Below are 12,878 nucleotides of genomic sequence, written 5' to 3'. Positions count from 1 at the left end.
CAAGACTGTAATCCTTACAAGTCCGCCTACGATAATCACTAACTCCTGTATCTAACATATAAGTCAACTTTTGTGTCAACCTATTTTAGGACGAGGCAATTTGTTTAATAGGAAGGTCGCCTCTGTGGGACCTTTTTTGTTTCCCGGTATTTCCCGAAGGCCGGCGGCGTTAGCATTGTTCCGCCAGCTCTAATTCAGCAATTTGAAATAACACACCGAAACTTCTGTCAGGCGTAAGCAACAAACCTGAAATCCGAAATCACACGTCTGAAATCCTTCGTCGTGCGTCAGCCTTACATCTGAAATCTGAGATCATCGATCTGAGATCCACTAAATAAAAAGCCCCGACGATACCGTCGGGGCTTTTTATTTAGTGGCAGTTGTGTTAGAAGTTCACACGCACACCCACCTGGCTGATCCAGCGGGCGGAGATGCCCGGGGCGGTGCTGGTGCTCAGGTTGTAGGGGGTGCCGGCCTGCGGCGTAAACTGGTAGCGCGGAGTCAGGTCGGTCTGGCTGTTGAAGCGGGTGACCGTGATCAGCGAGTAGTTGTCGTTGGCCAGGAAGTAGGTACGACCCCAGTTGCGGTTGATCATGTTGCCGAAGTTGTACACGTCGTAGGTGAGCTGGAGGCTGTACGTACGGCCACCGAGCTTCAGGTTGAAGTCCTGCTTGATGCCAAGGTCTATGATGTGCTGGAAGGGGAGGCGGTCGCCGTTACGCTCGGAGAACTGGCCGCGGCGGGTGCTGAGGTAGCGGTTCCCACCGATGTAGTTCTCGAGGAGGGCGCGCTGCTGGTCGGGCGTGTAGGTAACGCCGTTCGAAGTCACGCTCTCGAAGGTCATGGTGCTGATCTCCTGGGACGTAGGCACATAGATCAGGTCGTTGCTGGAGTTGAATCCGTCGTCGCCCATGATGCTGTTGCGGTATACATAGCTGAAAGGCTGACCCTGCTGGCCGTTGTAGTTCAGGGTGATGGTGGTGGCAAGGCGGCCACCGGCATAGGTGAAACGCTTGGAGCCGTATACCTGGAAGCGGTGACCCATATCGAAGTCGGAGCGGGAAAGCTCAACGAAGTTCTTGCCGCGGACCGTTTCCATGAAGCGCCACTGCGAGTTGTTCTGCGAGGAGGTGCCCTCGTTGGTCACCTGGGAGTTGCCCCAGTTCCAGCTGGCCTGCACCGAAAGGCCACGCGTGAAAGCCTTGTTGATGGTGGCGCTTACGTTGTAGGAGTAGCCCTTCTTGCCGGGGTTGTTGTACAGCAGGAACACGCCGGTGTAGGGGTTCGTGCCGTTGGAGCGCATCGGGATGAAGTTGTTGCGGGATTGGTTGTTCGTAGCGTTGTAGCCGTACACCGGGCGGGCACCCGGGCCTTTCGACATCAGGGTGGCCGGCAGGATGTTTACGTTCTGGTAGTAGATCTCCTGGATGTTCTTGGTGAACATGAGGTCGAGTGAAGCCGTCCAGCCGTTGCCGATACGCTTGTCGATACCGAAAGAGGTGCGCAGGATCTTGGGGAGCTGGAACTCTTTCGCCATCAGGTCCACCTGGCCCTTGGCGTTGGTAAGCGGGATGCCGAAGTCCTGCGCCGTGTATTGGCCGAAGGGATCGTCGCGGAAGGGAACCTGCTGGGCAGCAGTGGGCGGGTTGAGGTCGATACCACCAACCGACACGCCGTTGTTGTTATACACGCCACCAGGCCATACGAGGGGCATACGGCCGGTGAACATACCGATACCGCCGCGGACCGTGATGTTCTCGTCGGGCATCTGGTACGTGAAGCCGATGCGGGGAGAGATCGACCAGGGAACCGTGGTCTTCTGTCCCGAGCGGGCGCCGCGCAGATCGTAGTACGTGCTGATGGCCTTGATGGCCGTATCGTTGAAGAAGGCGTCCGTGCGGGGCGTGTTCAGGAACTCGGTCTTGTCGGCGCGAATACCAAAGTTGATCGTCAGGCGATCCGTCACCTTGAACTCGTCGTTCACGAAGAAGGCCAGGTTCAGGTACTTAACGGCAGCAGCAGCAGCCGTGTTCTTCTCGTCCTTGAAGTCGACAAGGGGGAAGGAGCGCTGGTAGCGGCGGGGCTGAGCGCCGCTGTAGAAGGCGTCAAGGCTGGCATACTCGTAGGTGCCGTAGAAGTCGCGGATGAAGGTGTTCACCGACTCGTTATACAGGTTGTCGGTACCAACGGTGATGAGGTGCTTGCCGGCCGTGATACGGAAGGCGTCGAAGATCGACAGGTTCTTTTGTCCGAGGTAGTTGGCGCCGGAGAAGTTCTCGGTGCCGAACACGAGGCGGCCGGCGCCGTCGTTGATCGTCACGCGCGGGAACGGATCGCCGATCGGGTCGCGGTTGTCTTCGACGTCGGAGTAGGTGATCAGCAGTCGGTTGGAGGTGCCGCTGTTGAAGTTCGAGCGGAGCTCACCGGTGAAGGTGTGGGCCTCGGTCGGGAAGATGTAGCCGTTGTTGTAGTAGTTGATCGTGGTGCTGCCCGAGGAGCTCGTGTTGAAGCGCTCACCCTGGTTGTAGCGGTAGCTGAGCGTGAACTTGTTCTTGGCGTTGATGTTCCAGTCCAGCTTGGTAACGATACGGTTTGCCTTTACCTCCTCGGGGTTGTCGAGGAACTGGCCGGGGTTGTAGGTGTAGCGACGACGAAGGGTATCGGCGAGGGCGTTGACCTGGGCGAGCGTGGCGTTGCCGCGGTAGCCGGAGAAGTCGAAGGGCTGGGGACGGATGTCGCGCTGGATCTCGCCGAGCACGAAGAAGAACAGCTTGTTCTTGATGATCGGGCCGCCCACACGGAAACCGTAGATCTGGTTGGAGAGGTCGCCGAGGCGGGTACGCTGTGCTTTCGGAACGTCGCCCGGGGTCTTGCCCGCAAGGTTCTCGTTACGGTAGTAATACCAGGCAGAACCGGTGAGGGTGTTGGTGCCCGAGCGGGTAGTGGCGTTGATGCCGCCGCCGGTGAAGCCGCCGATGGAGGCGTCGAAGGGCGATACGATCACCTGCATCTGGTCGATGGCGTCGATGGAGATCGGGTTCACGCCGGCTTGTCCGCCGTTGGTGCCGGAGGCGGCAAGGCCGAACACGTCGTTGTTGATGGCGCCGTCGATGTAGAAGGCGTTGTAGCGGTTGTTCTGACCGGCGATCGATACGCCGCCGTCGCCCGTGATCTTGGCCTGGGGCGTGAGGCGGATATAGTCGTTGAGGCTACGGTTGATCGTTGGGAGGTTCTGGATGCGGTCGCGGGAGATGTTCGTTTCCACACCGCCGCGGGCTGTGGCAGCCACCCGGCGGCTCGATACCACCACCTCGGTGAGGTTGCCGGCCTGGTTGGCGAGTGCGAAGTCGAAGCGGTGCTTCTCACCCAGGTTCAGGTACACGTCGTTGCGGGTCTCAGGAGTGTAGCCCACATAAGTAATCGTGAACGTGTAGGGCCCGCCCGGGGTCATGTTGTTGATGTCGAAGCGGCCGCCCGTACGCGAAACGACGCGGTAGGTCGTTCCGGTGGGCCCGTGCACCGCCGTTACGGTGGCGCCGGTTAAGGCGTCGGCCGTGGCTCCCTTCACAATACCGGTAACGGAGCTGTTGGTTTCCTGGGCGAGGACGAATGAACTGGAAAAAAGCAAGACTAAGAATAAATGCAGGATTTTCTTAAGCATAGGAAGTCTTTGTTTCTGGCTGCAAAGAAAGGTAAAAAAAACAAGACGCTTAAGGACTTTATTAACATTTAAAGTAGTAACAACGGGGGCTGGCGGCGCCCCGGGAGGCCCGCCGATACTTCGTTTGAGGGGCATCCGGTTTGGGCCTAACTTTGCACCATGACCCGCATACTGCACTCCATCGAAAGCGCCATCGAGGACATCCGGAACGGCAAGATCGTGATCGTCGTCGATGACGAGGACCGCGAGAACGAAGGCGACTTCATCGTGGCCTCCCACCACGTCACCCCCGAGGTGATCAACTTTATGAGCAAGCATGGCCGCGGCCTCATTTGCATCGCCCTCCTCGAGGACCGCTGCACCGAGTTGGGCCTCGAGCTGATGGTCAACAACAACACCGCCCTGCACGAAACGGCCTTTACCGTATCGGTGGACCTCCTCGGCCACGGCTGTACCACCGGCATTTCTGCCCACGACCGCGCCAAGACCGTGCAGGCGCTCATCGACCCGGCCACCCGCCCCGACGAGCTCGGCCGCCCCGGGCATATCTTCCCCCTCCGCGCCAAGAAGGGCGGCGTACTTCGCCGCGCCGGCCACACCGAGGCCGCCGCCGACCTCGCCCGCCTCGCCGGCTTCGCCCCGTCGGGCGTGCTGGTGGAGATCCTGAACGAGGACGGTACGATGGCCCGCCTGCCCCAACTCATCGAGGTGGCCGAGAAGTTTGACTTCAAGATCATCTCCATCAAGGACCTCATCGAATACCGCCTGAAGCGCGATTCCCTCATCGACGAGATCGTGCGGGTAGACATGCCTACGCAGTTCGGGCACTTCAAGCTCATCGCCTTCCAGGAGAAGGGCTCGCCCAACGAGCACCTCGCCCTCGTAAAAGGGGAGTGGTCCGCCGGCGACCCGGTGCTGGTGCGGGTGCACTCGTCCTGCTTTACCGGCGACATCCTCGGGTCGCTCCGCTGCGACTGCGGCGAGCAGCTCCACGGCGCCATGCGTATGGTGGAAGAGGAAGGCCGCGGCGTCATCCTTTATATGAACCAGGAGGGCCGGGGCATCGGACTGCTCAACAAGCTGAAGGCCTACCGCCTCCAGGAAGAGGGCATGGACACGGTGGAGGCCAACCTGCACCTCGGCTTCCAGATGGACCAGCGCGATTACGGCGTCGGTGCCCAGATCCTCCGGCACCTCGGCATCCAGAACATCCGCCTCATCTCCAACAACCCGCGCAAGCGCGTCGGCCTCCTCGGCTACGGCCTTGAGATCGTGGACAACGTGCCCCTCCGCATCGAGCCCAACCCGCACAACCACCAGTACCTCGAGACGAAGCGCGATAAGCTCGGACACGAGTTGTGATCTCAGATCTCGGATCTGGGATCTTAGATCTGTTCAAAGCAGTATGGCCGTTCCGCGAGGGGCGGCCTTCTTTTTTCTGGTGCGCGTGGAATTATCCGGTGCGATCGCGCTTTGATATTTAAACGCCTAAACGATAGCAACAGTTTGCTACAGGTGGAATCGCAGGAAACGAGCCCCCATCCGACCATGGTTGTCTTGCGCCAGCCCAGATCCCAGATCCGCGATCCGGGATCTGAGCTCCTCCCCCGCGGTCCCGTTTTTGCAAGCCCTGCGGCTACATGAAGCCGTTTCCGAAACATCGTGCCTCCACCCGGTGGCTGCTCCTGCTGCTGGCGGCCCTTTCCGGCGCGCAGGCGCTGGCGCAGGACACCTTGCCCCACGACCTTAAGTACATCACCTTTCCGCTGGCGCCGCAACGACCCTGGACGGTAGGCGTGGGCATCACGGCCACCACGATGCCCTACGAGGTGACCGAGGAATTTCACTACCAGGTGCCCGCCGTCGAGGTGCAGGCCCTGCGCCGCCTCGGAGCCGGCTTCTCGCTCCAGGGGCGCGCTTCCCTGCAAGTTTTCCAGAATTACTTTTCGATCGGGCCACGCTGGAGCGCCCGGATCACCGACCGCATTTCAGCCGGTGTGGGCAATGATGTGGCGTTCTGGTTCGGCTCCGTCAACGTGGAGGGCTTCCGCACCCGCGCCACGGGCTGGCAGAACTTCCCGAACGTGAGCGTCGGCTACCGCTTCGGGCGGCAGGTGCTGCTCACCCTCCGCGCCGAGTCGATCATGACGCTCGACATCTCGCCGCGCGCGGGCGACATCAAGATCCGCGACGACTACCGCCTCTTCAGCGGCTCCGCCTACACGCTCCTGCTCGAGCAGCCGTTCTACGGGCGCAACAAGCGGCTCGCCCTCGGCCTCCGCGGCATCTATACCTCCTCGTTCTGGCAAACCTGGAGCATCTTCTCCGCCCTCGACCGCAATTACTTTTACCCTCAATTCATCGCATGCCTTATTCTCTGACGCGAACCACCTTCCTCGCGCTGGGCCTGCTGCTGCTCGGCGCCTGCCGCCGCGACTTCGACGTGCGCCTCCCCGACAATCGCTGGGAGGCTTTTGAAGCCCCCGGAACCGCGCCGCTCGGTGCTTCCGTGGCGGCGCGCATGGAAGGCGTCTACACGGTTGCCGCCGGCTCCGACCGCTTCGGCGCCGATGCGGTTGGGAAATGGAGCCATACCGCCGCTGGTGCCGACACGGTTTTTCATTTCTCGCTGTTTTTCGGAAAAGACATCAGCTACCTCGTGCTCGAAGGTCGGCGTCGCGACTCCACCCTGCTGCTGCACGGCTACTGGCGGAGCATGACCGGTATCGAAACGGGGGCAGTGCGCCTCACCGTGACGCCGGAGGCCGGCGGACGGGCTCTGCTCCTGGGCACGGCCATCGGAGCGGGCGGCTTGGTGCTCGAGGGAGCGTATGGCGATGGGAACGGCACACCCGACCGGCCGCTGCGCTTCAGCTTCGACCGGCCGCTCGCAGCGAGCCGCCCGCTCGAGATCGTAGCCCACCGCGGCGGCGGCACCTCCGCCGACCTGCTGCCCGCTTCCGAGAACTCCCTCGAGATCCTTCCGTACGCGGCCCGCTTTGGCGCTACCGGGGTGGAGATCGACGTGCGCCTTACCCGCGACGGGGTGCCGGTGCTGTACCACGATGCGACGCTGAACGAGCGGCTCATTGTCAAGAACGGGCTCGTAGGCCCGATCGAGAATTACACGTTTGCCCAGCTCGACGGGCTCGTGCGGCTGGTGCGGGGCAATGAGCGGATCCCCACCCTTCGTGCCGCGCTCGAAACCATCCTCACCCGCACGCCGCTCCGGTTTGTTTGGCTGGATACGAAGTTCGACGCGCCCATCGACGGGCTGCGGGCCCTGCAGGCCGAATTCCAGCAGCGCGCCGCCGTACTCGGCAGGCCGCTCGAGATCGTGATCGGCATCCCCGACGAGCAAGTGCTGGAGCGCTTCCGCGCCTTGCCCGGTCACCGCGATGTGCCGTCGCTGGTAGAGCTTGAAACCGCCGATGCTGAAAGCGTCAACGCCCGTATCTGGGCACCCCGCTGGACGCTCGGCCTGCAGAACGACAAGGTGGCCGCCATGCAGGCGCAAGGCCGCCGTGCGTTTGTATGGACGCTCGACCTCCCCGAGAACGTTGCCTTATTTCTGCGGGAGGGCCGCTTCGATGGCATTCTTTCCAATTACCCTACCGCTGTAGCTTATGCGCACTATATCCGTCCGTAACCACGTCACCTTGATCCTGTCCTTGCTGCTGTCCCTCGCAGGCGCGGCCCAGGATACCACGGAATTTACCTCGAAGCCCGGAAGGGCGGGGCGCTATTCGCTGGTGGCCTATTTCAATGCCGGGGGCAGTTATTATTCCGCAAACCGCGGCGCGCCCGCCTACCTGCAGCCGTCGCTGCGCCGCGTCAATCCCCTGGCTACCGTGCGCGTGCTCTGGCACCCCGACCGGCAGCTCAAGGCCGGCCTCGAGTCGGGCTTCATGACGTTCTATTCCTATGGGCTCAAAGACAGCCTCGGCAAGAAAGGGCGCGTGTCGCTCGACGCCGTGCCGGTGCTCCTGGTCTGGTCGATGTCGGTGACGGACCACCTCAACATCTTCGCCGGGTCGGGCGCGTACTTTCTCACCACGCACCTCGACTACGAGGGAAAGTCGAAGGCTTCGCGGCTGGCGATGGGCTGGATGGCAGCCGCCTCCTATATCTGGCCACTCGGAAAGAACGCGGGCCTCGGCACGGAGTTCAAGTGGATGTATGCTTCCGGCACCTCGAGCGGTGTGCTGGCGCTGCAGGTGCAGTACGTCTGGAAGTTCGCGCACTGGTGATCCCTGCGCTGCGCTACGCGGTGACAAAGGCGCTCACTTACATCATAGAAACGGTCGCTGCGCTACGGGATGACAAGGCACTTACCCTGATCAGGGATACGTTCGCTGCGCTACGGGGTGACAAGGGCTCTCCAACCAATTTGGGTTACGGTAGCCACGCTGGTAATAATACTATAAAACTCGAATCGGACAGGTCATCAATATGCAGCCGCCTATGGCGTGCTTAGCGCCAGTTTGTCATTGATCTTTCCGCCGTCCAAACAGGAACAGCAGCGGCTCTTCGAGACGGGCTGCCCAGGCTCTTTCGGAATGGTCGGCACCGGGGAAAACGAGTGTGCGGTAATTCCGGGAGCCGTATTCACGTTTTTTCGCGATGCTATCAATGACGGGCTGGAACGGCGCGTAAAAACTGTCCAGTGTTCTGTCGCCGCGGTCGAAGTAAAGACGTCGTTTTCCCGGCTTTTTCAGGCGTAAGCCGACGTATTCCTTGATATAGGGAAAGTTCGTTTCGGTACCCGAAAAGCGCTTGAGGCTGCCGGGCCAGTGGGTAGAAAGGCAAGCCGCGCCGCCGAACACTTTCGGGTATTCCGTAAACCCATACAAGGAAATGAGCCCGCCCATACTAGAGCCCGCGATAAAGGTATGTGCTGCGTCTGTATAGGTGGCGAAGTGCCGGTCGATGTAGGGCTTCAGCTCCTCCGTAAGAAATTTCATGTAATAGAAGGAGCGTACCCGGCCCTGCAATTCAATACGCAGGGAATCGATCCGAGTGAGGTTCACCGACATTACCTTAGCCGCGATCGAGGGAAAGTATTCGGCAAACCGGTACTTCGGGTGATTCGGTATCGCTACGACAATGAAAGGGATAGTCAGGCCTTCGCGCTGCAACCGTCCCGCTGTCTCGTCCACTCGCCATTCCTGCCGGTTCCAGGTAATCGTGCTGTCGAACAGCATCTGCCCGTCGTGCATATACAGCACGGCGTATGTTCCGGCGGCAGGATAGCCATCCGGAAGCCACACGTCGATGTTCCTGGCGTCGACGTATTTCGACGGAAACGCTTCGAGCCGTTGTATCGATCCTGACGAAACCTTCGGCACCTGCGCGCGAACGAGCGTGGAGATCAGGAGCAGGAGAAAACTAAATAGCCGTTTCATGCGGACAAGTTACAGTCTTTGTACATGTTCGTAGTTGCCGGGAAACACCGGGGAACACGGATCTGACGGGTGGTGCGGATTAGGACGGATCGCCCATTAGCACATCAGCACATTAGCACATTCGCACATTAAACTACCCGCTTACGATCAGCACCGGGATACGGAGGGAGTGCCGCACCGAATCGATGGTTTGCCCGTAGAGCCAATCAAGTACCCCGCTGTGTCCGTGTGCGCCGATGATGAGGAAGTCGGCACCGGATTCCTTTACGAGGCGTACGATTTCGCGCGAGCGGCTCCGGAAGCCCAGGTGACATACCGCTTCAAATCCGCGCTCGCGCAGTTGCGCCGCATAGGCCTCCAGCTGCTCGAGGTCTTTGCGCGTCTCGAAGTCGTCGGTTTCAGTGCCCAGCACTTTAGCCGGCGCACTCTCCACCACATGGATCAGCACGAAGCGCGTGCCTTCGGTGGCGTGACCCAGCGCATGGGCCAGCAGCGTTGCGTCGAACTTGCTGAAGTCGAGTGCCATGGCAATGGCCTTATAGTGCGGAACGATTGGTTCCCCGATCGCCGTTTCTCCATGCTTGTGCACCCGGAGCGGGATGGCTTTGACGTCTTTTTTCAGCAGCGGGTACAGGATGGTGATGAGCAACAGGGCCACGAAGCCCAACACGCCTCCGATCATCAGCACTTTGACCCAGAAGTTGCCGTCGCCCCGGAAGTAGCCGGCCATCTGCTCCAGCACCATCCGCAGGTTGAGGTACACGAGCACCGCCGCGATGACCCAGGCCGCGATCTTCATCCAGAGCGGGATCACGAAGGCGCCCATCGTTTTTTTATCGCTTACGAAGTGGATCAGCGGGATGATGGCGAAGCCCAGTTGAAGACTGAGGATCACCTGGCTCAATACGAGGAGCGCGTCGATGTTGTTCTCCCCGTTGATCAGGATCACGATCACCGCGGGGATGATGGCTACGGCCCTGGTAATAAGGCGGCGGATCCAGGGATTGATGCGGAGGCGCAGGTAGCCTTCCATCACGATCTGGCCGGCCAGCGTTCCGGTAACCGTGGAGCTCTGTCCCGCCGCGATGAGTGCCACCGCGAAGAGGATCGGGGCGAGCTTGCTGCCCAGCATGTCGTTGAGCAGCGTATGGGCCTCCTTGATCTCGGCCACGTCGGTGCGCCCTTTATAATAAAAGGCCGTTGCCGCCAGCACCAGGATGGCCGCGTTCACGAAGAAGGCCGCGTTGAGGGCGATGGTGCTGTCGATGAAGTTGAGCTTGAGCGCGCGCTTGATGCCTTTTTCGTCGCGCTTGATCTTGCGGGTCTGCACGAGCGCCGAATGGAGGTACAGGTTGTGGGGCATCACCGTGGCGCCAATGATGCCGATGGCGATGTACAGCGCCGTGTTGTTCGGTATCGACGGAACGAAGCCCTTCACTACTTCGCCCATATCGGGCCTTGCCAGGAAGATCTCGATGGCAAAGGAGATGCCGATGATGGCTACGAGCGTGATGATAAAGGCCTCCATCACCCGCATGCCGAGGCGCTGCAGGAAAAGGAGCAGGAAGGTGTCGAGCAGCGTGATGAGCACGGCCCAAAGGAGCGGCATGCCGGTGAGCAGCTGGATGCCGATGGCCATGCCCAGCACCTCGGCGAGGTCGGTGGCCGCGATGGCTACTTCGGCCAGCAGGTACAGCATGAAGTTTACGCCACGGGGGTAGGTCTCGCGGTTCGCCTGCGCGAGGTCGCGGCCCCGCACGATGCCCAGGCGGGCCGAGAGGCTTTGCAGGAGCAGGGCCATCAGGTTGCTCATGAGGAGCACCCAGATAAGGCGGTAGCCGAACTGCGAGCCGCCGGCGAGGTCGGTGGCCCAGTTGCCGGGGTCCATATAGCCTACGCTCACGAGGTAGGCGGGGCCGAAGAAGGAGAGGATCCGCCGGAAACGCGACTTTCCGCCGCCGGCGGTGGTGTCTACCGACCCATGTACTTCACTGAGGGATTGATCGGATAATGGCTTCATAGCTCGATAATGATGGTTTGCGCCAGCTGGGCGCTGATGGTTTCTGAACGGTTGGGGCGCACCTGCACCTGCAGGGAGCCGTCGTAGGTGAAGCGGCGCCGCACTTCCACGCGCGTGCCGATGCCGATGCCTTTTTCGCGCAGGAGCTCGAGCAGCTCGCTCGACTGCCCGGCCACGCGGCACACGCGCGCCGGCTGCTGCAGCGGCAGCTCGCTGAGCGGCACCGTGCCGGCCTTGTCCATACGGCCCTTGCTGTCGGGGATGGGGTCGCCATGCGGGTCGAAGCGCGGAAAGCCGAGAAAGGCGTCGAGCTTATCCACGAGTTTTTTGTGGCGTACATGCTCGAGTTCCTCGGCCACAGGGTGCACCTCCTCCCAGGCGAAGCCCAGCTTCTCGGCCAAAAAGAACTCCCAGAGACGGTGGCGGCGGATGATGCCGAGGGCGGCCTTGCGCCCCTCCGGGCTCAGGGTGAAGCCATAGTAGGGCCGGTAGTGGAGCAGCTTCTTGGCGTCGAGCTTCTTCATCATGTCGGTGATGGAGGCAGGCCGGGCCTGCAGCGACTCGGCCAGCGCTTTCGTCGACACATTGCCTCCCCCGGCCTGGAGGTGGTAAATCGCCTTGAGGTAGTTTTCCTCACTCGCCGAAAGATTAAGCATGGCTAATGAAATATTTAGGCGAATCTAAAAAAACTGTGCCGTATGGCCAAGCCCGGCCGGGGCGAGTCTGGCGGTATTTCCGTTTATTTACAGCAAATTGGAAATATGCGCCTTTGGGGGATCCTGCTCGCTTTGACCGGATTGGCAGCTTGCTCGGACGAGAAAAAGCCGGCTGTGGCTACAGACGAAAAGGGTACGGGCAGCACCGCTGCCACCAGCTTTGGAGGCTTCCGCGCCGCCAGGGTTCCGTACAGCCTGTCGGACACCGCTTTGCTGCGGCACAGCGACACGACGGCGCTCGATGCCGACCGGTTCACGGGTTACCTGCCCGATTCACTCCGCAGCGCGCTTTTCGGCAGTGCCCGGATCCGGTACAGCCCGCTGGCGCGCATCGGTGGCGAGGAGGGAAGCGAAACTTATTACGTGGTGAAAGCCGCGGCAGGGGCGCGCCAGGCGGCCCTGCTGTTCGTGTTTGATAAGCAACAAGCCCTCGGGGGCGCGTTCCCGTTCCTTGCTCCCGACAGCGACCCGTCAACGGCACAGACGTCCGGCATCGACAAGTCGTACTCGATCGTGCGCAGCGTCGTCCGGAAAAAAACGAACGAAACCTCGTCGGACGGCAAGGACGTGTTCATCTACAATGCGGCCGCGAAGACCTTTACGCTCATCTCCACCGATCCGCTCGAAGACCGGCGCGACGTGCTCAACCCGATCGATACGATGAAGCGCACCCACCCGCTCGCCGGCGACTATGTTCGTAACGAGCGCAACTTCATCTCGGTGCGCGATGCGCGCAGCCCGAGCGAGATCTCCTTTTTCGTGCATTTCGAGAAAGACGAGGACTGCAGCGGCGAGCTGAACGGAACGGCGCTCCTGACTTCGTCGAGGACGGCTGTATACCGCCAGGGCGGCGACCCCTGTGTGCTGGAGCTGACGTTTTCTGCCAACTCGGTGAGTATGAGAGAAATGGAAGGCTGCGGCTCGCACCGGGGTGTTCAATGTTTGTTTGAAGGCAAGTTCCCGCGCAAAAAGGAGGTTTCACCGAAATCCACCCCGAAGAAAAAAGGGAAAAAGTAGTTTCGGCATCCTGAATGTGTAGCAAAGACACGATTTATCCAATTGCCTTATATTGCGCA

Annotated in this window: 9 protein-coding genes; 5 read left to right on the top strand and 4 right to left on the bottom strand. The window is 60.7% G+C overall.

Annotated elements, in window-relative coordinates:
* Window positions 1-385 precede the first annotated feature (385 nt).
* The gene (locus ABD937_RS05295; RefSeq protein WP_345253977.1) at window positions 386-3,661 is read right to left on the bottom strand and encodes a TonB-dependent receptor; all 3,276 of its coding nucleotides are present in this window, start codon (window positions 3,659-3,661) and stop codon (window positions 386-388) included.
* A 159-nt stretch (window positions 3,662-3,820) separates the two neighbouring features.
* Between ABD937_RS05295 and ABD937_RS05290 the strand changes: the two genes are divergently transcribed.
* The 4 genes from ABD937_RS05290 (at window position 3,821) to ABD937_RS05275 (ending at window position 7,911) form a co-directional block, all read left to right on the top strand.
* On the top strand, window positions 3,821-5,023 hold the full coding sequence (locus ABD937_RS05290) for a bifunctional 3,4-dihydroxy-2-butanone-4-phosphate synthase/GTP cyclohydrolase II (RefSeq protein WP_425475027.1): 1,203 nt from the start codon (window positions 3,821-3,823) through the stop codon (window positions 5,021-5,023).
* A gap of 278 nt (window positions 5,024-5,301) precedes the next feature.
* Window positions 5,302-6,042 (top strand): hypothetical protein, encoded by a 741-nt coding sequence (locus ABD937_RS05285; protein WP_345253975.1) that lies wholly within the window; start codon window positions 5,302-5,304, stop codon window positions 6,040-6,042.
* Window positions 6,027-7,310 carry a glycerophosphodiester phosphodiesterase gene (locus tag ABD937_RS05280; protein ID WP_345253973.1) on the top strand — a complete coding sequence of 428 codons (1,284 nt, stop codon included), beginning with the start codon at window positions 6,027-6,029 and terminating at the stop codon, window positions 7,308-7,310. The genes ABD937_RS05285 and ABD937_RS05280 overlap by 16 nt, the downstream gene beginning before the upstream one ends.
* A 10-nt stretch (window positions 7,311-7,320) precedes the next feature.
* A complete protein-coding gene (locus ABD937_RS05275) occupies window positions 7,321-7,911 on the top strand; it encodes a hypothetical protein (protein ID WP_345253972.1) in 591 nt (196 codons plus the stop codon).
* 237 nt (window positions 7,912-8,148) lie between these two features.
* Here the strand turns inward: ABD937_RS05275 and ABD937_RS05270 are convergent, their stop codons facing one another.
* The 3 genes from ABD937_RS05270 to ABD937_RS05260 form a co-directional block, all read right to left on the bottom strand.
* Window positions 8,149-9,066, bottom strand: a complete 918-nt coding sequence (locus tag ABD937_RS05270) for an alpha/beta hydrolase (RefSeq protein ID WP_345253971.1) — start codon at window positions 9,064-9,066, stop codon at window positions 8,149-8,151.
* A 133-nt stretch (window positions 9,067-9,199) separates the two neighbouring features.
* Window positions 9,200-11,086: an Nramp family divalent metal transporter gene (locus tag ABD937_RS05265; protein WP_345253970.1), complete on the bottom strand. Its 1,887-nt coding sequence runs from the start codon at window positions 11,084-11,086 to the stop codon at window positions 9,200-9,202.
* Complete coding sequence (locus tag ABD937_RS05260) at window positions 11,083-11,742, bottom strand: metal-dependent transcriptional regulator (protein WP_345253969.1); 660 nt, start codon at window positions 11,740-11,742, stop codon at window positions 11,083-11,085. The genes ABD937_RS05265 and ABD937_RS05260 overlap by 4 nt, the downstream gene beginning before the upstream one ends.
* A 174-nt stretch (window positions 11,743-11,916) precedes the next feature.
* On the opposite strand from ABD937_RS05260, the gene ABD937_RS05255 reads away from it, so the two are divergent.
* Window positions 11,917-12,819, top strand: coding sequence for a hypothetical protein (locus tag ABD937_RS05255; RefSeq protein ID WP_345253968.1), 903 nt, complete (start codon window positions 11,917-11,919; stop codon window positions 12,817-12,819).
* The last annotated feature ends 59 nt before the right edge of the window (window positions 12,820-12,878 follow it).

The organism is Flaviaestuariibacter amylovorans (genome assembly GCF_039541815.1).
In the GTDB taxonomy this organism is placed as follows: domain Bacteria; phylum Bacteroidota; class Bacteroidia; order Chitinophagales; family Chitinophagaceae; genus Flavisolibacter; species Flavisolibacter amylovorans.
Note: the sequence above shows the minus strand (reverse complement) of the source record. Positions and strands in the feature narration are given on the sequence as shown.

Coding starts and splice junctions, on each gene's coding strand:
- ABD937_RS05295 (WP_345253977.1), bottom strand. CDS start 3,661: ATGCTTAAGAAAATCCTGCATTTATTCTTAGTCTTGCTTTTTTCCAGT.
- ABD937_RS05290 (WP_425475027.1), top strand. CDS start 3,821: ATGACCCGCATACTGCACTCCATCGAAAGCGCCATCGAGGACATCCGG.
- ABD937_RS05285 (WP_345253975.1), top strand. CDS start 5,302: ATGAAGCCGTTTCCGAAACATCGTGCCTCCACCCGGTGGCTGCTCCTG.
- ABD937_RS05280 (WP_345253973.1), top strand. CDS start 6,027: ATGCCTTATTCTCTGACGCGAACCACCTTCCTCGCGCTGGGCCTGCTG.
- ABD937_RS05270 (WP_345253971.1), bottom strand. CDS start 9,066: ATGAAACGGCTATTTAGTTTTCTCCTGCTCCTGATCTCCACGCTCGTT.
- ABD937_RS05265 (WP_345253970.1), bottom strand. CDS start 11,086: ATGAAGCCATTATCCGATCAATCCCTCAGTGAAGTACATGGGTCGGTA.
- ABD937_RS05260 (WP_345253969.1), bottom strand. CDS start 11,742: ATGCTTAATCTTTCGGCGAGTGAGGAAAACTACCTCAAGGCGATTTAC.